Here is a 20173-nt window from a genome sequence, read left to right as displayed (position 1 = left end):
CGCCCGTCGCGAGGCTGGGTGCGGACCGGTGAGATCCACCGGCGGAAGGAGGCGACGTGTACGTCGCATGGCGCGATCTGCGGTTCGCCCGCGGGCGGTTCGCCCTCATCGGGGCGGTCGTCGCCCTCATCACCCTGCTCGTCGGATTCCTCACGGGCCTCACCGGCGGTCTCGCCGCCCAGAACGTCTCGAGCGTCCTCGCGCTCCCCGGGGACCGTCTGGTGCTGCAACCGGTCGCCGACGCTGGCGCGACGTTCGCGGACTCGTCGATCGCGTCCGACACCACGGCCGCCTGGCGCGCGGCGCCGGGGGTCGACACGGTCACCCCCGTGGGGATCACCCAGACGCGGGCCGAGGGTCCCGGCGGATCGACCGCCGTGGCCCTGTTCGGTCTCGACGCGGGCACGAGCTTCGCGGCCCCTCGCCACGACGACGAGGTCGACCTGTCGGCGGGGGCCGCGAAGAGCCTCGGAGCCGCGGTCGGAGACGAGATCAGCATCGCGGGCTCGTCCTACCGCGTGGCAGAGATCGGCGGAGACGACTGGTACAGCCACACCCCGGTGCTGACGCTCAGCGCGACCGCCTGGACGAGCCTCGACCAGCGCCTCGGCGGCACGGGGCAGCCGACGGTGCTCGCCGTCACCGGCTCCCCGGCCTGGGACTCCGTGGCCGCCGACACCGGGACCACGGCATCCACGCCCCTGGCGAGTCTCACGGCCCTGTCGACGTTCCGCTCCGAGATCGGCTCCCTCGCGCTGATGATCGCGATGCTCTTCGGCGTCTCGGCCCTCGTGGTCGGCGCGTTCTTCACGGTGTGGACCATGCAGCGCTCGGCCGACATCGCCGTGCTCAAGGCCCTCGGGGCGAGCACGCCCGCCCTGGTGCGCGACGCCCTCGGTCAGGCGCTGGTGGTCCTCGGGGCGGGGGTGGGGGTCGGCATCGGCCTGACCGCCCTGCTCGGTGCCGTCGCCGGCGGCGCTCTGCCCTTCGTCCTGAGCCCGCTCACGACGCTCGCCCCCGCCGCGGCGATGATCGCGCTCGGTCTGCTCGGCGCGGCCGTCTCGCTGCGCACCGTCACCTCGTCCGACCCTCTCACCGCCCTCGGGAGCACCCGATGATCCTTCTCGACGACGTCACCCTCACCTACCCCGACGGCGACGCGCGCGTCACCGCCGTCGACCACGTCACCCTGGAGGGGCGCCCGGGCCTCGTCACCGGGATCACCGGCCCCTCCGGCTCGGGCAAATCCAGCCTGTTGGCCGTGGCTGCCACCCTGATCCGTCCCGACTCCGGGCGGGTCCTGGTCGCCGGTACGGATGCCACCCGACTCAGCGCCTCGGAGGCGACCGCGCTGCGACGAGACCGCATCGGGATCGTGTTCCAGCAGCCCCAGCTGCTTCCCGCCCTCACCGCCCGCGAGCAGCTGCGGGTGATGGCGGAGCTCGGGGGCTCCGGCCGGCGCGAGCGACGCGCCGTTTTGCGCGCGCGGGTCGACGAGCTGCTGGAGGCCGTCGGGCTCGGATCCGTCGCCGACCGTCGTCCCGCCCAGCTCTCGGGTGGTCAGCGGCAGCGCGTGGCGATCGCCCGCGCCCTCGTGCACGAGCCGCGGGTGCTGCTGGTCGACGAGCCGACGAGCGCCCTCGACACCGCCCGGGGCGCCGAGATCATGGCATTGCTGTCGCGGTTGACGCGCGAGCGGGAGACGTCGACGCTGCTCGTCACGCACGATCTCGTGCACCGGGCGACCCTCGACCAGACGATCGAGGTCGTGGACGGGCGGGCGGCTCTGCTCACCAGCCGTGAGCGTTGAACCACTCACGACGGCGGTCGGCCTCGGAACGCGATTCGTCACCGCGCCAGGAGTCATGAGGCTCCAGGAGGCCGGCGCCGTCGCGGGTCACGAACGCCCAGCAGAGCGGGCACAACGCCCGACCGCCGGGGAATCCGTCGTCGAGCGTCGGAGCGGGTTCGGCGGGCGACCCCGCCGCGGCGCACTCCGGCGGGTCGGCCTGCAGGTCGCTCCACAGCAGACGACCACCGGTGCGGTGGTGCAGGCCGCGGTGACCGTCCTCACGGGTGCAGATCTCGCCGTTTCTTCGACTGAGACAGAGCCTCCGAGCGGCGCCCGGAAGCGCTGCCAGTGTTCGCGTCATCCTTCGATTCTCGCCGCTGCGAGCGCAACGGGGGCAGGTGCGGGATGCGCACGGGGCGATGGGGGCCGGTGGGGAAAGGGTCGGCGGTCATCGCTGACCACCACCGGTCTGACGAGAGAGCATGTCGACCTCCTGTCCCTCGACCATCCGCCCCGTGGTCACGGAAACCGAGGGGGTTGACAGGGGGGAACAGCGTGCTAGACATACCCCGTGGGGGTATCCTCGAGGGATGCACGGATACGAGGGGCACAAGGACGACCTCCTCAAGCGACTGCGTCGCGCCGAGGGGCAGGTGCGCGGCATCGCGCGAATGGTCGATGACGATCAGTACTGCATCGACATCCTCACCCAGGTCTCCGCGGTGACGAAGGCGCTCGAGAACGTCGCCCTCTCGCTGCTCGACGACCACCTCTCCCACTGCGTGGCCGAAGCGGCCGCGCAGGGCGGCCCTGTCGCCGAAGAGAAGCTCAAAGAAGCCAACCAGGCGATCGCCCGCCTGGTCCGCTCGTGAAGGGAACACTCATGACCGAACACCGCATCGACCTCGGCCTCACCTCGAGCCCCGCCGCCGGTGGCGGCTGCGGCGACGGATGCCGTTGCGGCCACGCGGCGGCGGCATCCACTCCCGTCGTTCCGTCGGACGCAGAGTCGACCACGGTCCTCCGCGTCGAGGGGATGACGTGCGCGCACTGCGTGCGCGCCGTCACCGAGGAGCTCGACGCTCTCGAGGGCGTCACGGTCGTCGGTGTCGACCTGCGGGTCGGTGAGGCATCCCTGGTGCGCATCACCGGCGTGGCCGACGATGACGCCCTGTCAGCGGCCGTAGACGAGGCCGGCTACACGCGCGTCGGCTGACGGCGAGGAGGCGCGGACGTCGCGCCCGCCCCTCGGTCAGTAGGCGCGGCGGATGAGCGCGTCGACGGCTGCGTGGAACGTGTGATGCTGCGAGATCTCGACCGCGCGGTCGTAGCGCGGGCCGCCGAGGGCCACGAAGACCGCCCCGACGACCTCGACGTAGCCGACGATGTATCCCTCGCGAGCGACCTCGTACAGGTCGAGGTCGATGCGCGTCCACGGGATCTCGGTGAGGGCGGGCGGGGCCACGACGGGCGCTGCGGTCGCTTTCATGGCGGCACGAGCGGCGGCCTTCGACGATCCCGGGCGACTGAGGGGTGCTTCCATGACCATGAGAACTCCTTGGGTCTACCGGGTGTTCTCAGGGTGCGCGGTGCGCCTCTCGATCGCGTGGCCCTTGACGAGATCGTGAAACGGCGGTACGCGCGCTTCAGACGACGGTGCGAGCGGGGCGACCGCGGCGTGGACGCTGCTCCGACAGATCGAACGGCTCAACTCCCGCGGTCAGCGCCTCGACCTCGTCGAGCCAGCGCAGCCCGGCCTCGAGCCGCTCACGGCGAGCCGCTCGCACGATCGCGGCGGTCACGGAATCCGCTGACTCGTCCGACACCTCCGCGAGCGCCGCACGGATCGCCTCGCGCTGAATCGACAGGATGCCGGGCACATCGGCCCCCGGCAACGTCACCGCGAGCGCGATCTTGAGGGCGACCTCGTCACGACCCTCGACCACGGAGGCCCCCGCGAGCCAGGCGCGGGCCTCGGCGCGGCCGTCGGCGGTCGGCTCCCACAGCACGCGCGCCTCGTCGTCGAGGCCGGCGCCCCGCACGAGCCCGTCGCGCTCGAGGCGCTCGAGCGTCGTGTAGACCTGGCCGACGTTGACGCGGGCGCCGGTGCGCCGCTCGTACTCGGCCCGCAGCTGGGAGCCGTAGCAGCTGCCGCGATCGAGGATCGCGAGCAGGCTCAGGCGGACGGACACGGCGCCTCCAGGCGGGTCAGAAATGACTTGCCGAGTATATCGTTCGACGCCGAGCGATCCCCCGACGCGCCGGAGAGGCCCGGCGTAGCATGTGGTCTGACCACACATTCCGGTTCGATCGGAGGCTCCCGATGGAGTGGCTCGACCCCCTCGCCCTCGCCCGCTGGCAGTTCGGGTTGACGACGCTCTACCACTTCCTGTTCGTCCCCCTCACGCTCGGGATGTCGTTGATCGTGGCGGTGTTCCAGACCGCCTGGTACCGCACCGGCGACGTGCGCTGGCTGCACATCACGCGCTTCTTCGGGAAGATCTTCCTCATCAACTTCGCGATGGGCGTGGTGACCGGGATCGTGCAGGAGTTCCAGTTCGGCATGAACTGGTCGGCCTATTCGCGCTTCGTCGGCGACGTCTTCGGCGCGCCGCTCGCCTTCGAGGGGCTGCTGGCCTTCTTCCTCGAAGCGACCTTCATCGGCCTGTGGATCTTCGGCTGGGACAAGCTCCCCCGCCTCGCCCACCTCGCGAGCATCTGGATGGCATCCATCGGTGCGACCCTGTCGGCGTACTTCATCATCGCCGCGAACGCCTTCATGCAGAACCCGGTTGGTTACCAGATGTCCGCCGACGGCCACCGCGCCGAGCTCGTCGACTTCTGGGCGATGCTCACCAACCCCGTCGCCCTCGCCGCCTTCCCGCACACGATCTTCGCCGGCTGGATGTTCGCCGCCATGGTCGTCGTCGCCGTCTCGGCCTGGCACATGGCGCGCGGGCGCAACACCGAGATGATGCGCAAGACGCTGCGCTTCGGCCTGTGGGGAACGCTCGTGTCCTTCGTCCTCGTCGCGATCGTCGGTGACCAGCTGAGCCTCGTCATGGTCGCGACCCAGCCGATGAAGATGGCGGCGGCGGAAGCGACCTTCAACACCGTCTGCGGACAGGACGCCTCGTTCTCGATCTTCACGCTCGGCACCCCCGACGGCACGAGCGAGCTGTTCAGCATCCGGGTGCCGTTCCTGCTCAGCATCCTGTCGACGCACTCGCTCGACGGCTGCGTCGAGGGCATCAACGACCTCAACACCCTCTACTCGCAGCAGATGTTCCCGCAGTTCGCCGATCAGGTCGACGGCAACTTCGCCCCGGTGCTCTGGGTCACCTACTGGGCGTTCCGCTGGATGATCGCCCTCGGCGGCATCGCGGCGCTCGTGAGCGTCGTCGGCCTCTGGGTCACGCGCAAGAAGGCGACCCGCCCGGTCGCCCCCTGGATGTGGCGCGTGGCGATCTGGGCCGCCCCCCTGCCCATGCTCGCGAGCCTCGTCGGCTGGGTCTTCACCGAGATGGGCCGCCAGCCCTGGATCGTCTTCGGGCTCATGCTCACCCAGGACGGGGTCTCGCCCAGCGTCCCCGGCTGGAGCGTGCTCATCTCGCTGATCGCCTTCACCCTCGTCTACGCCAGCCTCGCGGTCGTGGAGTTCGGTCTCATCGTGAAGTTCGCACAGAAGGGGCCCGAGCCTCTGCCCGAGCCCGACGCCGAGCGCGACGACTCCGTCGAGAACACCCCCACCACGGTCTACTAGGAGCCCCTCATGGACCTCGCACACCTCTGGTTCTGGATCGTCGCCTTCCTCTTCGTGGGCTACTTCGTGCTCGACGGCTTCGACTTCGGTGTCGGCATGTCGCTGCCCTTCCTCGGCAAGGACGACATTGCCCGCCGCCAGATCATCAACACGATCGGACCCGTCTGGGACCTCAACGAGACGTGGGTGATCGTCGCCGGTGCCGCCCTCTTCGCCTCCTTCCCGGAGTGGTACGCCACCCTGTTCAGCGGCTTCTACCTGCCGCTGCTGGCGATCCTCCTCGCCCTCATCGCCCGGGGCGTCTCGTTCGAGTACCGCCACCAGCGCGACTCGCCGCAGTGGAAGCGCGCGTTCGACCGCATGATCGTCGCGGGATCCGCGGTGCCGGCGTTCCTGTGGGGCGTCGCGTTCGCGAACATCGTGCAGGGCGTTCCCCTGGATGCCGACCACGAGTACGTCGGCACCGTGCTGACGCTGCTGAACCCCTACGGCATCCTCGGCGGGCTGACGACGCTGAGCCTGTTCTTCCTGCACGGGGTGTACTTCGTCGCACTGAAGACCGACGGGCAGGTGCGTGCCGACGCCCGACGACTCGCGGGCCGCGCGGGTCTCGTCACGATCGTGCTGGCGGCGCTCTTCCTCGTCTGGACGATCGCGAACGCCGCCGACGCCCCCCTGTTCCTCGGCGTGGTCGCCTTCTCCGGGATCGCCGCCCTGACGCTCATCGGTTCGTGGCTCGCGAATGCCCGGGACCGCGAGGGAACCGCCTTCACCCTCGGCGCGGTGACCATCGTCACCTCCGTCGCGGCGCTGTTCTTCGCGCTGTTCCCGAACGTCATGCCCTCGACGCTCGCGGCGGGGTCGAGCCTGACGATCGACAACGCCTCGAGCACCGAGTACACGCTCACGATCATGAGCTGGGCGGCGCTGATCTTCCTGCCGCTCATCCTCGCCTACCAGGGGTGGACCTATTGGGTGTTCCGCAAGCGCGTCACCCGCGCCCGCATCGAGAAGGCCGCGCTCGTCGCCCACTGATCCATGAAACCCGTCGATCCGCGCCTGCTCCGCTACGCCTCCGCCTCCCGCGGCTTCTTCGCGGTGACCGCGGCGATCGTGCTCGCGCAGACGGGCGTGATCGTCGGGTTCGCGGGGGCGCTCACCGCAGCGCTCGTCGGCGCGATCCAGGGCCGACCGGTCGACGAGCTCTGGGGATACGTCGGGGTGGCGGCATCCCTCGTGCTCCTCCGGGGTCTGCTGATCGCGGCCTCGGAACGCGCGTCGGCGCGAGGTGCGGCGGCGGCGTCGCTGCAGCTGCGGGCGGCGCTCATCGGCGCAGTCGGGCGCCTGGGTCCGGGCTGGCTGTCCCGGCGCAACGCCGCGTCGCTGTCGCTCACCGCGGGCCACGGCCTCGAGGCGCTCGACGCGTACTTCGGCCGCTACCTCCCGCAGCTGGTGGCCACCGCGATCACGATGCCGATCCTCATCGGCGCGATCACCCTCGCGGATCCCCTGTCGGGACTCATCGTGGTGCTGACGATCCCCCTCATCCCGCTGTTCATGGTGCTGATCGGCCTGGCCACCCGCGGGGTGCAGCAGAAGCAGTACCGCACGCTCGGCCGCCTCGCCGCGCGCTTCGCCGACACCGTCGAGGGTCTGGGAACGCTCAAGGCCTTCGGCCGTCAGCACCGCGCGGCCCGCTCGATCGAGACGACCACGCGCGACTACAAGCGCGAGACCATGACGGTGCTGCGCGTGTCGTTCCTCTCGGGCTTCGCGCTGGAGTTCCTGGCATCCATCTCGGTCGCGATCGTCGCCGTCACCATCGGATTCCGCCTGCTCTCGGGCGACCTGACCCTGCTCACCGGGCTCTTCGTGCTCCTGCTCGCCCCCGAGGCATATCTGCCGCTGCGTCAGGTCGGCGTGCAGTTCCACGCGGCCTCCGAGGGGGTGGCGGCCACCGACGAGATCTTCGACACCCTCGACGCGGCCCGCTCCGCCCCGGTCCCGGATGCCGGGGCCCCCGACGCCGGCGCGACGATCTCGCTGCACGAGGTGCGCGTACACCGCGTGGAGCACCGGATGCCGAGGGTGTCGCTCTCGGTCGGTCCGGGCGAGGTCGTGCTCGTGACGGGCCCCAGCGGCGTCGGCAAGTCGTCGCTGATCGCCGCGCTGCTCGGGTACGCCGAGTACGACGGCGAGGTGCGGATCGACGGCGTCGCCGTGCCGCACGCGCGCGAGTCGGTGGCCTGGGCGGGGCAGCGTCCCGGGCTCCTCGCGGGCACCGTGGCGGAGAACGTCGCTCTCGGCTCCCCCGCCGACCCCGACGGCATCCGCGCCGCCCTGACCGACGCCGGGGGCGCCGACATCGACCCCGCCGTCCCGCTCGGCGTTGGTGGGGCGGGCCTGTCCGGCGGGCAGGCGCAACGCGTCGCCGTCGCGCGAGCGCTGTACCGCGCGCGGGTCGCCGAGGTTCCGGTGCTGGTGCTGGACGAGCCCTCGAGCGCCCTGGATGCCGACACCGAGGCGCACCTGTGGACGACCCTGCGCCGACAGGCCGACGCCGGCCGCGGGGTGCTCCTCGTCTCGCACCGTCGCTCCGCCCTCGCGATCGCCGACCGCGTGATCGAGCTGCCCGCGTCTCCCCCGCGTGAGCTGCGCCCCGCGTCTCCCCCGCGTGAGTCGCCAGCATTTGTCGCTTCGAGAGCACCTGAAGCGACAGATTCTGGCGACTCACGCGAGGGGCTCGAGGTGCACCGGTGAACGCGCGGGTGCGCGGCATCCTGAGCTCGGCGATGCCGTCGCGGCGGCGGTTCGCGCCCGCGGTGCTGTCGGGCTTCGGCACCGCGGCGAGCTCGATCGCCCTGCTCGCGGCGAGCGCCTGGCTCATCGCCCGGGCCGCCGAGCAACCGCTCGTGATGTACCTGTCGATGGCCGTCGTCGGGGTGCGGGCGTTCGCGCTGTCGCGCGGGGTGTTCCGCTACCTCGAGCGCCTCACGGGTCACGATGCCGCCCTGCACCAGCTCGCCGGTGTCCGCGCCGATCTGGTGCGCGACCTCGTGCCGCTCGCTCCCGACGGGCTCGCGCGCTCGCGTCGCGGTGGACTTCTCTCGAGCGTGGTCGACGACGTCGAGGAGCTGCAGAATCTTCCCCTGCGGGTCGTGCTGCCGCTGACCGTCGCCGCGGTGACCTCGGTCGCCGCCGTGATCTTCACCGCGTTCGTCTCATGGCGCGCGGCCCTCGTCCTCCTGGCGTGTCTCGCCGCCGCCTTCGGCCTCGCCGTCGTGGTGGGCTGGGCCGCGGGAGCCCGTGCCGAGCGCTCGATCGCACCGCTGCGCGCCGCCGTCGCCGACGCGGTGCACGATCTGCTCACGAACCTCGACGTGCTGACGGCGTACGGAGCCCTGGATGCCGCGACCGAGCGCGTCCGCCGGGCCGACGCCGCGCTCCGCCGAGCTGTCGTCCGTCGCGGCGGGGCCCAGGGACTCACCTCGGGCGCGGTGTCGGTGCTGGCCGGTTCCGCCTCCCTCCTCGCCCTGCTCGCGGCGGCCCCCGCGGTCGCCGGCGGGTCGCTGTCGGGCCCGGGCCTGGCGGTCGTGGTGCTGCTGCCGATGGCGGTGTTCGAGGTGTTCGGGCCGGTGCCCCTCGCTCTCGCCTCGTGGCGGCAGGTGCGAGCGGCGGCGGAGCGCATCGCCGAGGCCGTGCCCGAGACCGTCCCCGACGGTCTCCCCCGCGACGAACCGCCTGCGACCGACGAGGCGCCCGCCCTCGGCGCGGGGATCGAACTCCGCGGCATCCGGGCGCACTGGCCCGCCCGCGGCGACACCGACGCCGACTCCGGCCGGCTCGACGCCGTGGACCTGCGCGTGGATCCCGGCGAGCGCGTCCTCGTGACGGGCCCGAGCGGGGCGGGAAAGACGACGCTCGCTCACGTGCTGACCCGCTTCCTCGACTACGAGGGGTCGTATCGGATCGGCGGGCGCGAGGCGCGGGAGATCGCGGGAGACGACCTGCGCCGCACGATCGGCCTGGTCGAGCAGTCGCCGTACCTGTTCGATGAGTCGATCCGCCAGAACCTGCTGTTCGCGCACGAGACCGCGACCGAGGAGGAGCTGTGGGCCGCGCTCGACCGCGTCGGACTCGCCGACTGGACACGCGAACGCGGGGGTCTCGACGCCGCCGTGGGCGATCGCGGCGGACTCGTCTCGGGCGGTCAGGCGCAGCGCCTGGCCCTCGCCCGGGCCATCTTGCGCGCGTTCCCGGTGCTCGTGCTCGACGAGCCCACCGCGGGCGTCGACCCCGCGGCATCCGATGCACTCCTCCGCGACCTGCTCGGCGCGGTCGACCGCGAGCGCTCCGTGGTCGTGATCTCGCACGTGGAGGTGCCCGCGGGACTCGCCGACCGCGAGGTGCGCCTCGAGAACGGACGCCTGGCGGCGGTCTGACTCAGGATGCCGCGACGAAGCGGACGCGATCGGGGTCGACGCTCATCGACACCACGTCGCCGGGACGGATCGCCGCCGCCTCGGCCGGGGCCACCTCGGCGGCGCCGTGATCGGTGACCACCCGAACCCCGGTCGGCGTCGGTTCGAGGTGCGACACCACGGCGGAGAACCCCGCGCCCAGTCGCGCGTCCGCCGCCCGGTACACCGCCGCGAGAGGGGCGCCGTCGACCGCGGCGAGCGCTCGAGACCCGGCGTCCGAGGACTCGAGGCGCCATGCGTCGCGCACGACCGCGCCGCCCCGCGCCGTCCCGACCAGCCGCTCGAGCCCCGCGATCCGCGCCGCGACGTCGGTGGCGGGGGCCGAGAGCACCTCGCGCACGGGACCTTCCTGCGTCACCCGCCCGCGCTCGACGATGACGAGCCGGTCCGCGAGGGCCGCGGCGTCGATCGCGTCGTGCGTGACCGCAACGGTCGTCACCCCGGCGAGACGCTCGCGCAACATCGCCCGGATCTCCGAGGCCGTGACCGCGTCGAGCGCGACGAGCGGTTCGTCGAGCAGCACGACCCGGGGCCCGGCCGCCAGCGCTCTCGCAACGGCTACGCGCTGCTGCTCGCCGCCCGACAGCTGCGCGGGGCGACGATCACCGGTTCCGGGCAGCCCCACGCGGGCCAGCCACTCGTCGGCCTCGGTGCGGGCGGCGGATGCCGGCATCCCGGCCGCGCGCGGACCGAAGGCGACGTTCTCGCGCACCGTCAGGTGCGGGAAGAGCCGGGCCTCCTGGCCGAGCAGCACGATGCCGCGCTCCATCGGGGCCGTGCGCAGCCGCGGCGCGCGGTCGAGCACCCGGCCGTCGACGCAGATCTCCCCCTCGTCGAGCGGGGTGAGCCCGGCCAGAGCACCGAGCAGGGTGGATTTCCCCGCACCGCTTCGCCCCATCACGGCGACGGTCTCCCCCGGGGCGACGTCGAGCGCGATGTCGACGGTGACATCCTGGCGACGCACGACGACCCGGGCGTGCACGGACGCGCTCATCGACCCACCCCCGGCCGCCATCCGCGCACGAGCAGCAGCACCGCGACGGCGGTGAGGAGCAGCAGCAGAGACAGGGCCACCGCGGTGCCCTGCGAGACGCCTGCGCCGTTGAAGGCGGTGTAGATCGCCAGCGGCATCGTCTGCGTCACGCCCGGGCGATTGCCGGCGAACAGCGCGGTCGCGCCGAACTCGCCGATCGCTCGGGCGAAGCACAGCACGACCCCGGCGACGATGCCGGGGGCCGCGAGCGGAAGGGTCACGCGGCGCAGGATCGCCGCCCGGCTCGCCCCGAGCGAGGCGGCGGCCCGCTCGAATTCGACGCCGGTGCTGCGCAGCGCCCCCTCGACCGCGAGCACGAGGAAGGGCAGAGCGACGAACACCTGGGCCAGCACGACCGCGGGGGTCGTGAACGGCAGGCCGAGGAAGCCGAACCAGCCGTTGCGTCCGAAGAGGTAGAGCAGGGCGACACCGCCGACCATCGGTGGCAGCACGAGCGGCACGGTGACCAGTGCCCGCAGAGCCGCGGCCGTGCGGGCGGGACTGCGCGCGATCAGGAGGGCGAGAGGGATGCCGACGACCGCGCACACCACGGTGGCGAGGGCCCCGGTGCCGAGCGACAGCGCGAGGGCCGAGAGCGCGGCCTCGGACGTCACGTCGGCCCACAGGCTCGTCCACTCCACCCGGGCGATCAGGGCGGTCAGCGGCACCAGCAGGAAGAGCAGACCGGCCACCGCCGGCACGATCAACCAGCGGGGGACGTATCCCGTTTCCCTCACGGGGAGCGGAACCCGGCGTCGGCGAGCACGCGCTGCCCGTCCTCGCCGAGCACGAACGCCACGAACGCGGCGGCGGTCTCGGGGTTCGGGGCGTCGGTCAGCGCGGCGATGGGGTAACGGTTGACGACCGCGTCGGCACCGGCGGGGACGATGCTCTCGACGTCGTCACGACCGGCGACGTCGGTGGCGTAGACGAGCCCGGCGTCGGCTTCTCCCGCGGCGATCTTGGTCAGCACCGCGGTGACGTTCTGCTCCGCGCTCGCGGGGGTGACGGCGACCCCGGCGTTCGACAGGAGGGTCTGCGACGCGGCGCCGCACGGCACCTCGGGGGCGCACAGCACGGTCGTCACCCGCGCGAGGTCGGCGAGCGTCGCGACCGCACCGGGGTTCCCCTTCGGCACGGCGATCACGAGGGTGTTCCCGGCGAACAGCTGCGGGTCGGGGGCCTGCGCCGCCACCTTCGCCATGTTCTTCTCGTCGGCCGAGGCGAACACATCGGCCGGGGCTCCCTCGCCGATCTGCGTCGCGAGCGTGCTCGACCCGTCGTACACCGCGCTCACCGTGACCTCGGGGTGCGCGGCCTCGAACGCCGCGGCGATCTCGTCGAACGAGCGCTGGAGCGAGGCCGCGGCATACACCTCGACGGTGCCCGAGAGGGCGTCCTCGGATGCCGCGGGGGCGGGCGTCGCGCTCGCGCACCCGGCTAGCGCGACGACGGCGCCGACGACGGCGAGCAGGCGGAGGGGGCGGCGCATGGTGATCCTTTCGGCGCGGCCGGCGGCTCGCTGCCGTCCCAGTATTCCGCATTTGCGGAACTGATGGGGTATTTGGTCCGCGCGGGCGTGGAATCGAAGGTCAGGAGCGCGGCGCTTCCACGGTCACGACCGTCGCCTTCACCGACGCGACCGCCAGGGCGCCGGGTTCGAGCGCGAGCTCCTCGGCTGCTTCCGCCGACATGAGCGAGACCACCCGATGCGGTCCGCACTGCAGGTCGACCTGGGCCATGACCCCGTCGATCCGCACGCGCGTGACGATCCCGACGAACCGGTTCCTCGCGCTCGAGGCGATGCCGGTCGGATCGGCGGGTTCCTCGGCGAGCGCCACGGCGCGCTCGGCGAGGGCCGCCCCGGGGATCTCGGTCGGCGAGGTGCCGGTCGTCGGCAGCAGACCCTGATCGATCCACCGACGCACGGTGTCGTCGCTGATTCCGAGAAGACGCGCCGCCTGCGCGATGCGGAAGGTGTTCGGCATCCCCCGACCGTACCCGCGCCGGCGCCCGGGACGACGGAGCCCCCGCCCGGGAGGCGAGCCCCGGGCTCGGGAGGCGAGCCTCGCGCTCGGGAGGCGAGCCTCGCGCGGGAGGGCGGGTCCCGGCTCGGGGGTCCCGGCCCGGGGGCGAGGCGCCGCTCGGGAGGAGATTCGCCCGAGGGAGGGTCCCCGAGCGCGGAACGGTCCTCCCGTCCCCGAATCCCCTCCCCGCACACACCCCGCGCCGCCCTCCCCCGCCCCGCGACACCCGCGCCGCACCCGAGCCTCCGTCCGGGGCGGGCCCGCGACCCGGGAGAAGAACCGCCCACGGGAGGGTCCGCGACCCGGGAGGAGAACCGCCCGCGGGAGGACCCCCGAGGCCCAAACCCTCCTCCCGCCCCCGACTCCCCTCCCCGCGCAAACTCCACACCGCCCTGACCCGCCCCGTGCTGACCTAGGCTCGACCCATGGATGCCGAGCACGCGAGCGCGACACGAGGGCCCGTCGCCGTGGCACTCGGCGCCACCGTGACCCGCGCGTCCGGCGCCACCGTCCTCCCCGCGACGGGCGCGCCGACACCCCCGGAGGAACGCGTCGCCGCGACCGGATCCCCGCAGTCCGGCGGTCTGCTCGACCGCTTCGGCCGCGTCGCGACCGACCTGCGCGTCTCGGTGATCGACAAGTGCAACCTGCGCTGCACATACTGCATGCCGGCCGACGGGATGCCGTGGCTCCCGCAATCGCAGCTGATGTCGACCGACGAGATCCGCCGCATCGTCCGCGTGGCGGTGCAGTCCCTCGGCGCCGAAGAACTGCGCATCACCGGCGGCGAACCTCTCGTCCGCAAGGACCTCGAGGTCATCATCGCCGGGATCCGCGAAGACAACCCCGAGCTGCCCATCGCCCTGACCACGAACGCCGTGGGTCTGGACCGCCGCGCCCAAGCGCTCAAGGACGCGGGACTCACGCGCCTGAACGTCTCGCTCGACACCCTGCACCCCGAGACCTTCGCCGAGCTCACCCGCCGCCCGCACCTCGACAAGGTGCTCGCCGGCCTCCAGGCCGCCCGTGCCGCGGGCCTCGGCCCCATCAAGATCAACGCGGTACTGCTGCGCGGAGTCAACGACACCGAGGTGGTCCCGCTCGTCGACTGGGCCGTGACGAACGGCTTCGAGATGCGTTTCATCGAGGACATGCCCCTCGACGGCGACCGCTCATGGTCGGCGACGAACGTCATCCCCGCGCGCGACATCCGCGCCGCGATCGAGGAAGGCTTCACCCTCACCGCCGACCCCCGCGGCCGTGGCGCCGCCCCCGCCGAGCGCTGGGAGGTCCGCCGCCCCGGCGAGACCGCCCTCGCCGGACACGTGGGCATCATCTCCTCGGTCACCGAACCCTTCTGCGCCGCGTGCACCCGCACCCGCGTGACCGCCGACGGCAAGGTGCGCTCGTGCCTGTTCTCGCACGAGGAGACCGACCTGCTCTCGACCCTGCGTGCGGGCGCCGACGACGAGGGCATCGCCCAAGTCTGGCGGGATGCCATGTGGGCCAAGCCCCGCGCCCACGGTTCCGACCACGTCGGGCTGGCGCGTCCCGACTTCGTGCAGCCCGAGCGCACGATGAGCGCGATCGGCGGATGAGGCCGCTCGTCGAGCCGGTGGCATCCCTCGCCCCGGAGGAACTCATCCGCACGGCACGGCACGCGGTGCTGGCCGGGATCGGCGAAGAGGGCCAGCGGCGGCTCGCGGCCGCGCGCATCGCCGTGGTGGGCGCCGGGGGCCTCGGGTCGCCCGTCCTGCTCTCCCTGGCGGCCGCCGGGGTGGGCGAGCTGATCGTGATCGACGACGACGTGGTCGAGCGCACCAACCTGCAACGCCAGCTGCTGCACCGCGTCGACGACATCGGCACCGCCAAGACGGCCTCCGCCGCCCGGGCCGTGCGCGACCTCTCTCCCCTCACCGTCGTCCATGAACGCACGCTACGCCTGACCTCCGACAACGCCCGCGAGCTGTTCGCCGAGGCGGATCTCGTCATCGACGGCAGCGATACCTTCGACACCCGCGAGGCCGTGGCCGCGGCGACCGAGGTTCTCGGCATCCCCCTCGTCTGGGGAGCCGTGCAGGAGTGGGCGGCGCAGGTCACCGTGTTCTGGTCGGACCCGCCCGAGGGGCATGCACCGGTCGTCCTCGGCGATCTCTTCCCGCCGGGTTCGGCGGGAGAGCCGCCCACGTGCGCCCAGGTCGGCGTGCTCGGCTCGCTGTGCGTGCAGGTCGGCGGGCTCCTCTCCACCGAGGCGATCAAGCTCGTCACGGGTGCCGGCGATCCCCTGCTCGGGCGCCTCGTCGTGGTCGACGCATTACGCGCCCGACAGGACGTCATCCCCCTCTCCCCCGCGGCGCGCGCCGCCGCCCCCTCGCGTGCCGACGCCGCGCCACTTTCCGACCCCGCCGTCGCGCCCTGACCCCGGAGGCCCCGATGACCCCGCTGCTCACCGTGGAGGAGCACCGCGCCCGCGTGCTCGCCGCCGTCTCGGTCCTGCCCGCCGAGACCGTCCGCCTCGACGACGCCGCCGGCCGTACGCTCGCCGAGCCCGTGCTCGCCGCGCACGACCTGCCGGGCGTCGACAACTCCTCGATGGACGGTTTCGCGGTGCGCTTCGCCGACGTCGAGGGGGCGGATGCCGACAACCCGGCGATGCTGCGCGTGGTCGCCGACCTGCCGGCCGGTTCGTCGACCGACCCCACCTTCGGCGCGGGCGAGGCGGTGCGCATCATGACGGGCGCCCCCGTCCCGACCGACGCCGACGCGATCGTCCCCTTCGAGGACACCGCGGGCGGACTGGCCGACTCCCTCGCCAGCATCGAGGTGCGTCGGGCCCCCGCCGCCGCGGGAGCGTTCATCCGCCGCCGCGGCGGCGACACCCGGACGGGCGATGTCGTCCTCTCCCCCGGCGAGCGGCTCGGCCCCTTCGCTCTCGCGGCGGCTGCCGCGGCCGGTGTCGCCGAGATCGCCGTCCGTCGCCGTCCGCGCGTAGCCGTGGTGTCCACCGGCAGCGAGCTCGTCGCACCCGGCACCGCGCCCGCGCGCGGTCAGACCCCCGACTCCAACGCCGCCCTCCTGACCTCTCTCGTCAGCGACGCGGACGCCGAGGTCCTCCTCGTCGACCGCGTCGGCGACGACCCCGCCGGGATCGACGCGGTCCTCGCCCGCGCGAGCCGTGCCGATGTGGTCGTCTTCACCGGCGGGGTGAGCGCCGGTGCCTACGAGCCCGTCCGCCTGGCGCTCAGCGATCGCATCGCGTTCGAGAAGGTGGCGATGCAGCCGGGCAAGCCGCAGGCCTTCGGCGTCCTCGACGACGGCCGCCTCGTCTTCGGTCTCCCCGGCAACCCGGTGAGCGTCGCGGTGTCGTTCGAGGTGTTCGTGCGCCCCGCGCTGCTCGCCCTTCAAGGCCGCGCGGTGCTCGATCGTCGCCTCGCCCGGCTCGCGGCATCCGAGACCTGGACGACCCCGCCCGGACGCCGCCAATACCTCCCGGCGGCGATCGACCTCGTCGAAGGCACCGTGCGCCCGGCCACTGCCGGCGGATCGGGATCTCACCTGGCCGTCTCCCTCGCCCGGGCCGAGGCGTTCGCGATCGTCCCCGCGGAGGTGTCCACCGTGTCGGTGGGCGACCCGCTCGATGTCATGCTGATCCCATGACCTTCACCCACCTGGATGCCGCGGGCCACGCCCGCATGGTCGACGTCACGCTCAAGCAGCCCACCGTCCGCACCGCGACCGCCCGCGGTTTCGTGCGCTGCGCGCCGGAGGTGGTAGCAGCCCTCCGCGACGGCACCGCCCCCAAGGGCGATGTGCTCGCGGTGGCGCGGATCGCCGGCATCCAAGCCGCGAAGTCGACCCCCGCCCTGCTCCCCCTCGCGCACGTCATCGGCGTGCACCGCGCCTCGGTGGACCTCGAGATCACCGACACGGGCGTCGAGATCGAGGCGACCGTCGGCACGGCCGACCGCACGGGCGTGGAGATGGAGGCGCTCACGAGCGTCTCGGTCGCGGCGCTGGCGGTCGTCGACATGGTGAAGGGCATGGACAAGGGCACCTCCATCGAGAACGTGCGCATCGTGTCGAAGACCGGCGGCAAGTCGGGCGACTGGGTGCGTCCCGGGGAGGAGTCATGAGCGTGCGCGTGCGCTACTTCGCCGCGGCGGCCGAGGCGGCGGGAACGGATGCCGAAGAGCGCACCGAACCCACCCTCACGGCCCTGCGCGCGGCCGTCGTCGCGGATCACCCCGAGCTGGGCGGCATCCTGGACCGCTGCGCCGTGCTCGTCGACGGCACGCGCCGCGACGACGACGCCCCGCTCGACGGGGTCATCCACGTCGACGTGCTCCCGCCCTTCGCCGGCGGCTGAGCCCAACCCGCTGCCACGGCGGTGCTACCGCACCGGAATCGGAAATCCGCACCGGAATCGGACGTGTGGCTGAATGGCATCCGATTGCGCTGCGCTTCTCCGGTCTGCCGAGCCGCCGCCCGGAGCCTTCGGCGCCGCGTCTAGCCCCCCAGGCCCTTCCACTCCGTGGTGCCGTCGGCCTCGACCTGTCGCTTCCAGACGGGCAGGTCGGTCTTGATCGTCTCGATCACGGTGCGGCAGACCTCGAACGCCTCGGCCCGGTGACCGGATGCCACGGCGATCACGACCGCGGCCTCCCCCACGCCCAGACGGCCGACGCGGTGGCTGACGGCGACGATGGCGTCGGTGCCGGCGGCTGCGGTCTCGGCGATGCGGTGCAGGGTCTGCTCGGCGTCGGGATGCGCGCTGTACTCGAGCGCCACGACGGCGCCCGAGGCGTCGGGGTCGATGTCGCGGACACGGCCGACGAACGTCGTCACGGCCCCCGACGACGACTCCTCGACGGCGTCGAGGTGCGCGTCGAGGTCGAGCGCGGTCTCGGACAGGCGGGCGATGCGGACGGCGCTCATGCGTGGTCTCCTCCGGAGAGCTGGTCGAGCACGTGCGGGGCGAGCTCGGAGATGACGGCGATACCGGATGCCACGGCCCTGGTGGATCCGGGGAGGTTCACGACGAGGGTCCCGGGCTCGACGATGCCCGCCAGGCCCCGCGAGAGGACCGCCATCGGAGTGTCGGCGAGGCCCCGGCGGCGCAGCTCCTCCGCGATCCCGGGGAGCTCGCGGTCGAGGACCCGGGCGGTGCCCTCGGGCGTGCGATCGGTGGGGGCGATGCCCGTGCCGCCCGTGGTGACGACGAGACCGGCGCCCTGGGCCACGAGCTCGCGCAGCGCGCGCTCGACGTTGTCGGCGCCGTCGGGCACGACCACCGCGTCGGCGCAGTCGAAGCCGGCCTCGCGCAGCAGCGAGACGGCGAGCGGACCGCCGCGATCCTCGCGCAGCCCCGCGGCAGAGCGGTCGGAGACGGTCAGAACGCGGGCGACGTGAGGCACGTCGCTCAGCCTAGGTGCTCGAGTCATTCCGGCCGTATCTAGGACGAGGGAGAGGCTGTCGTCTCGACCTCGGCGATCTCGGGGGCGATGCGGCCCGCTTCCGCCTTCGGCTCGAGGCCCTCGCGCTGCACGTGCTCGGCCGCGGCGGTGATGCGCCGGGCCATGCCGCTGAAGATCAGCCCGTGGAAGGGCAGGACGGCGAGCCAGTAGAGCCGGCCCGCGAGCCCGGTGGGGAAGAACAGCGCGCGCTGGTCGAAGCGCGCTCCCTCTCCCTCGGGCGTCGCGCGCAGCTCGAGCCAGGCGCCGCCCGGCACCTTCATCTCGGCGCGCAGCCGCAGCAGGTGCCCCGGCTCGATCGCCTCCACGCGCCAGAAGTCGAGTGCGTCGCCCACCGTCACCACCGATCGACTGCGGCGGCCGCGGGCCAGCCCGACACCCCCGACGAGTCGGTCCATCCACCCGCGGATCGCCCACAGCAGCGGCGAGGAGTACCAGCCGTTCTCACCCCCGATGCCCTCGATCACCGACCACAGCTGCGCGGCGCTCGCCGTGGTGGTCATCATGCGCACGTCGGTGTAGACCAGGCGGCCCGCCCACTCGGGGTCGCTCGGCAGAGGGTCGCTGGGGGCGCCCGAGACCTCGGCGTCTTGCCAGCTTGTCTCGATCGCGTCGTCGTTCACGCGTCCGAGCGCGCGTCGCACGGCCTCGCGGTAGGGCAGCAGCCCGCCCTCGGGCCGCGGCACGAGGTCGTCGATCGCACGGTCCTTGACCACGCAGTCGTTCTGCAGCGACTCCACGAGGGGCCGGGCGATGGACTTGGGGATGGGGGTGACGAGGTTGACCCAGTGCGAGGCGAGCCGCGGGGTGAGCACCGGCAGCGAGGCGATCGCGCGCTGCGGGAGCCCGGCCTCGATGGCGTAGCCGTTCATCATCTGCCCGTAGCGCAGCACGTCGGGACCGCCGATGTCGACGGCCCGGTTGACGTTGGGTGCCACCCGCGCCGCGCCCAACAGGTAGTGCAGGACGTCGCGCACGGCGATCGGCTGGATGTGGTTGCGCACCCACTTGGGCGCGGGCATGTAGGGAAGCACGTCGGTGAGGTGGCGCACCATCTCGAACGACGCCGAGCCTGAGCCGATGACGACGCCCGCCTGCAGGACGAGGGTGGGCACGCCGCTGCGCAGCAGAATGTCGCCCACCTCGACCCGCGAGCGCAGGTGGGCCGAGAGCGTCGCGTCGTCGGGATGCAGTCCGCCGAGGTACACGATGCGTTTGACGGATGCCGCGGAGGCGGCGTCGGCGACCGTCCGGGCGGCGACGCGGTCGGTGGCCTCGAAATCGCGGCCGCTGCCCATCGAGTGGATGAGGTAGTAGAGCACGTCGACCTGGGCCACCGCGGCCCGCACGGCGTCGGGGTCGGTGGCGTCGCCACCGACGACCTCGACGTCGTCTCCCCACGGGAAGGCGCCGATGCGTCGCGGGTCGCGCGCCAGCACGCGCACGCGGTATCCGGCGGCGAGCAGTCGCGGCACGAGCCGGCCGCCGAGGTAGCCGGTGGCGCCCAGGACGAGGGCGCGCGGTGCCGACCCGTCGGGTCGGGGCTGCGCGACGAGAGCGGGTTCGCGGCCGGTGGGGGCGGAGAGCTCGGTCATGCCCGACACGG

The 20173-nt window shown here is 72.9% G+C and carries 23 protein-coding genes; 13 read left to right on the top strand and 10 right to left on the bottom strand.

Annotated features, from left to right (window positions below):
• Positions 1-56 precede the first annotated feature (56 nt).
• Both Q9R20_RS10290 and Q9R20_RS10285 read left to right on the top strand, forming a co-directional pair.
• Complete coding sequence (locus tag Q9R20_RS10290) at positions 57-1118, top strand: ABC transporter permease (protein ID WP_311249255.1); 1062 nt, start codon at positions 57-59, stop codon at positions 1116-1118.
• The gene (locus Q9R20_RS10285) at positions 1115-1810 is read left to right on the top strand and encodes an ABC transporter ATP-binding protein (protein WP_311249254.1); all 696 of its coding nucleotides are present in this window, start codon (positions 1115-1117) and stop codon (positions 1808-1810) included. The genes Q9R20_RS10290 and Q9R20_RS10285 overlap by 4 nt, the downstream gene beginning before the upstream one ends.
• Here the strand turns inward: Q9R20_RS10285 and Q9R20_RS10280 are convergent.
• On the bottom strand, positions 1791-2153 hold the full coding sequence (locus tag Q9R20_RS10280; RefSeq protein ID WP_311249253.1) for a hypothetical protein: 363 nt from the start codon (positions 2151-2153) through the stop codon (positions 1791-1793). The two genes, Q9R20_RS10285 and Q9R20_RS10280, sit on opposite strands and share 20 nt — an antisense overlap.
• Positions 2154-2382: 229 nt before the next feature.
• Here Q9R20_RS10280 and Q9R20_RS10275 point away from each other — a divergent pair, with 229 nt between their 5' ends.
• Both Q9R20_RS10275 and Q9R20_RS10270 read left to right on the top strand, forming a co-directional pair.
• Positions 2383-2664: a metal-sensitive transcriptional regulator gene (locus Q9R20_RS10275; protein ID WP_056230224.1), complete on the top strand. Its 282-nt coding sequence runs from the start codon at positions 2383-2385 to the stop codon at positions 2662-2664.
• Between the two features lie 11 nt (positions 2665-2675).
• Entirely contained in the window at positions 2676-3008 is a 333-nt protein-coding gene (locus tag Q9R20_RS10270; protein WP_311249252.1) for a heavy-metal-associated domain-containing protein, read from the top strand.
• A gap of 36 nt (positions 3009-3044) precedes the next feature.
• On the opposite strand, the gene Q9R20_RS10265 is transcribed toward Q9R20_RS10270, so the two are convergent.
• Entirely contained in the window at positions 3045-3341 is a 297-nt protein-coding gene (locus Q9R20_RS10265) for a hypothetical protein (protein WP_311249251.1), read from the bottom strand.
• A gap of 97 nt (positions 3342-3438) precedes the next feature.
• Positions 3439-3984: a helix-turn-helix transcriptional regulator gene (locus Q9R20_RS10260; protein ID WP_311249250.1), complete on the bottom strand. Its 546-nt coding sequence runs from the start codon at positions 3982-3984 to the stop codon at positions 3439-3441.
• Positions 3985-4115: 131 nt separating this feature from the next.
• On the opposite strand from Q9R20_RS10260, the gene Q9R20_RS10255 reads away from it, so the two are divergent.
• From Q9R20_RS10255 to cydC, 4 genes are read left to right on the top strand one after another with little or no spacing between them, the layout of a single operon-like run.
• Positions 4116-5555 (top strand): cytochrome ubiquinol oxidase subunit I, encoded by a 1440-nt coding sequence (locus Q9R20_RS10255; protein WP_311249249.1) that lies wholly within the window; start codon positions 4116-4118, stop codon positions 5553-5555.
• A gap of 9 nt (positions 5556-5564) precedes the next feature.
• The gene (gene cydB / locus Q9R20_RS10250; RefSeq protein ID WP_311249248.1) at positions 5565-6590 is read left to right on the top strand and encodes a cytochrome d ubiquinol oxidase subunit II; all 1026 of its coding nucleotides are present in this window, start codon (positions 5565-5567) and stop codon (positions 6588-6590) included.
• Between the two features lie 3 nt (positions 6591-6593).
• Positions 6594-8315 carry a thiol reductant ABC exporter subunit CydD gene (gene cydD, locus Q9R20_RS10245; protein WP_311249247.1) on the top strand — a complete coding sequence of 574 codons (1722 nt, stop codon included), beginning with the start codon at positions 6594-6596 and terminating at the stop codon, positions 8313-8315.
• Positions 8312-9997 (top strand): thiol reductant ABC exporter subunit CydC, encoded by a 1686-nt coding sequence (gene cydC, locus Q9R20_RS10240; protein ID WP_311249246.1) that lies wholly within the window; start codon positions 8312-8314, stop codon positions 9995-9997. Before cydD ends, cydC begins: the two co-directional genes overlap by 4 nt.
• Before the next feature lies 1 nt (position 9998).
• Here cydC and Q9R20_RS10235 read toward each other — a convergent pair whose 3' ends face one another.
• From Q9R20_RS10235 to Q9R20_RS10220, 4 genes are all read right to left on the bottom strand, one after another.
• Positions 9999-11030 carry an ATP-binding cassette domain-containing protein gene (locus Q9R20_RS10235; RefSeq protein WP_311249245.1) on the bottom strand — a complete coding sequence of 344 codons (1032 nt, stop codon included), beginning with the start codon at positions 11028-11030 and terminating at the stop codon, positions 9999-10001.
• Positions 11027-11806, bottom strand: a complete 780-nt coding sequence (modB, locus tag Q9R20_RS10230) for a molybdate ABC transporter permease subunit (RefSeq protein ID WP_311249244.1) — start codon at positions 11804-11806, stop codon at positions 11027-11029. Before modB ends, Q9R20_RS10235 begins: the two co-directional genes overlap by 4 nt.
• Positions 11803-12561, bottom strand: coding sequence for a molybdate ABC transporter substrate-binding protein (gene modA, locus Q9R20_RS10225; protein WP_311249243.1), 759 nt, complete (start codon positions 12559-12561; stop codon positions 11803-11805). The genes modB and modA overlap by 4 nt, the downstream gene beginning before the upstream one ends.
• Positions 12562-12661: 100 nt before the next feature.
• Positions 12662-13057, bottom strand: a complete 396-nt coding sequence (locus Q9R20_RS10220; protein ID WP_311249242.1) for a TOBE domain-containing protein — start codon at positions 13055-13057, stop codon at positions 12662-12664.
• A gap of 464 nt (positions 13058-13521) precedes the next feature.
• On the opposite strand from Q9R20_RS10220, the gene moaA reads away from it, so the two are divergent.
• Genes moaA through Q9R20_RS10195 form a run of 5 tightly spaced genes read left to right on the top strand, consistent with a single transcriptional unit; the run spans position 13522 to position 17462 of the window.
• A complete protein-coding gene (gene moaA / locus Q9R20_RS10215; protein ID WP_311249241.1) occupies positions 13522-14694 on the top strand; it encodes a GTP 3',8-cyclase MoaA in 1173 nt (390 codons plus the stop codon).
• Entirely contained in the window at positions 14691-15515 is an 825-nt protein-coding gene (locus tag Q9R20_RS10210; protein ID WP_311249240.1) for a HesA/MoeB/ThiF family protein, read from the top strand. The genes moaA and Q9R20_RS10210 overlap by 4 nt, the downstream gene beginning before the upstream one ends.
• Positions 15516-15529: 14 nt before the next feature.
• Positions 15530-16753, top strand: a complete 1224-nt coding sequence (gene glp / locus Q9R20_RS10205; RefSeq protein WP_311249239.1) for a gephyrin-like molybdotransferase Glp — start codon at positions 15530-15532, stop codon at positions 16751-16753.
• Complete coding sequence (gene moaC, locus Q9R20_RS10200) at positions 16750-17229, top strand: cyclic pyranopterin monophosphate synthase MoaC (RefSeq protein WP_311249238.1); 480 nt, start codon at positions 16750-16752, stop codon at positions 17227-17229. The genes glp and moaC overlap by 4 nt, the downstream gene beginning before the upstream one ends.
• Positions 17226-17462 carry a MoaD/ThiS family protein gene (locus tag Q9R20_RS10195; RefSeq protein ID WP_311249237.1) on the top strand — a complete coding sequence of 79 codons (237 nt, stop codon included), beginning with the start codon at positions 17226-17228 and terminating at the stop codon, positions 17460-17462. Before moaC ends, Q9R20_RS10195 begins: the two co-directional genes overlap by 4 nt.
• Before the next feature lie 140 nt (positions 17463-17602).
• Here the strand turns inward: Q9R20_RS10195 and Q9R20_RS10190 are convergent, their stop codons facing one another.
• From Q9R20_RS10190 to Q9R20_RS10180, 3 genes are read right to left on the bottom strand one after another with little or no spacing between them, the layout of a single operon-like run.
• Complete coding sequence (locus tag Q9R20_RS10190; protein WP_311249236.1) at positions 17603-18031, bottom strand: molybdenum cofactor biosynthesis protein MoaE; 429 nt, start codon at positions 18029-18031, stop codon at positions 17603-17605.
• Positions 18028-18537 carry a molybdenum cofactor biosynthesis protein B gene (locus tag Q9R20_RS10185; protein ID WP_396653679.1) on the bottom strand — a complete coding sequence of 170 codons (510 nt, stop codon included), beginning with the start codon at positions 18535-18537 and terminating at the stop codon, positions 18028-18030. The genes Q9R20_RS10190 and Q9R20_RS10185 overlap by 4 nt, the downstream gene beginning before the upstream one ends.
• Positions 18538-18548: 11 nt before the next feature.
• A complete protein-coding gene (locus Q9R20_RS10180; RefSeq protein WP_311249234.1) occupies positions 18549-20162 on the bottom strand; it encodes an SDR family oxidoreductase in 1614 nt (537 codons plus the stop codon).
• Positions 20163-20173 lie beyond the last annotated feature (11 nt).

The sequence above is a fragment of the Microbacterium sp. PRF11 genome, from assembly GCF_031844085.1.
Lineage (GTDB): Bacteria > Actinomycetota > Actinomycetes > Actinomycetales > Microbacteriaceae > Microbacterium.
The sequence above is the reverse complement of the archived record's forward strand: the minus strand, read 5'-3'. Positions and strand labels throughout refer to the sequence as shown.

Excerpts from the sequence above, each read along its gene's own strand:
- Q9R20_RS10265 (WP_311249251.1), bottom strand. The coding sequence starts at position 3,341 with ATGGTCATGGAAGCACCCCTCAGTCGCCCGGGATCGTCGAAGGCCGCC.
- Q9R20_RS10190 (WP_311249236.1), bottom strand. The coding sequence starts at position 18,031 with ATGAGCGCCGTCCGCATCGCCCGCCTGTCCGAGACCGCGCTCGACCTC.
- Q9R20_RS10210 (WP_311249240.1), top strand. The coding sequence starts at position 14,691 with ATGAGGCCGCTCGTCGAGCCGGTGGCATCCCTCGCCCCGGAGGAACTC.
- glp (WP_311249239.1), top strand. The coding sequence starts at position 15,530 with ATGACCCCGCTGCTCACCGTGGAGGAGCACCGCGCCCGCGTGCTCGCC.
- Q9R20_RS10285 (WP_311249254.1), top strand. The coding sequence starts at position 1,115 with ATGATCCTTCTCGACGACGTCACCCTCACCTACCCCGACGGCGACGCG.
- Q9R20_RS10180 (WP_311249234.1), bottom strand. The coding sequence starts at position 20,162 with ATGACCGAGCTCTCCGCCCCCACCGGCCGCGAACCCGCTCTCGTCGCG.
- Q9R20_RS10280 (WP_311249253.1), bottom strand. The coding sequence starts at position 2,153 with ATGACGCGAACACTGGCAGCGCTTCCGGGCGCCGCTCGGAGGCTCTGT.
- Q9R20_RS10270 (WP_311249252.1), top strand. The coding sequence starts at position 2,676 with ATGACCGAACACCGCATCGACCTCGGCCTCACCTCGAGCCCCGCCGCC.
- modA (WP_311249243.1), bottom strand. The coding sequence starts at position 12,561 with ATGCGCCGCCCCCTCCGCCTGCTCGCCGTCGTCGGCGCCGTCGTCGCG.
- Q9R20_RS10185 (WP_396653679.1), bottom strand. The coding sequence starts at position 18,537 with ATGACTCGAGCACCTAGGCTGAGCGACGTGCCTCACGTCGCCCGCGTT.
- Q9R20_RS10220 (WP_311249242.1), bottom strand. The coding sequence starts at position 13,057 with ATGCCGAACACCTTCCGCATCGCGCAGGCGGCGCGTCTTCTCGGAATC.
- moaA (WP_311249241.1), top strand. The coding sequence starts at position 13,522 with ATGGATGCCGAGCACGCGAGCGCGACACGAGGGCCCGTCGCCGTGGCA.
- Q9R20_RS10255 (WP_311249249.1), top strand. The coding sequence starts at position 4,116 with ATGGAGTGGCTCGACCCCCTCGCCCTCGCCCGCTGGCAGTTCGGGTTG.
- Q9R20_RS10195 (WP_311249237.1), top strand. The coding sequence starts at position 17,226 with ATGAGCGTGCGCGTGCGCTACTTCGCCGCGGCGGCCGAGGCGGCGGGA.
- cydD (WP_311249247.1), top strand. The coding sequence starts at position 6,594 with ATGAAACCCGTCGATCCGCGCCTGCTCCGCTACGCCTCCGCCTCCCGC.
- Q9R20_RS10235 (WP_311249245.1), bottom strand. The coding sequence starts at position 11,030 with ATGAGCGCGTCCGTGCACGCCCGGGTCGTCGTGCGTCGCCAGGATGTC.
- Q9R20_RS10275 (WP_056230224.1), top strand. The coding sequence starts at position 2,383 with ATGCACGGATACGAGGGGCACAAGGACGACCTCCTCAAGCGACTGCGT.
- moaC (WP_311249238.1), top strand. The coding sequence starts at position 16,750 with ATGACCTTCACCCACCTGGATGCCGCGGGCCACGCCCGCATGGTCGAC.
- cydB (WP_311249248.1), top strand. The coding sequence starts at position 5,565 with ATGGACCTCGCACACCTCTGGTTCTGGATCGTCGCCTTCCTCTTCGTG.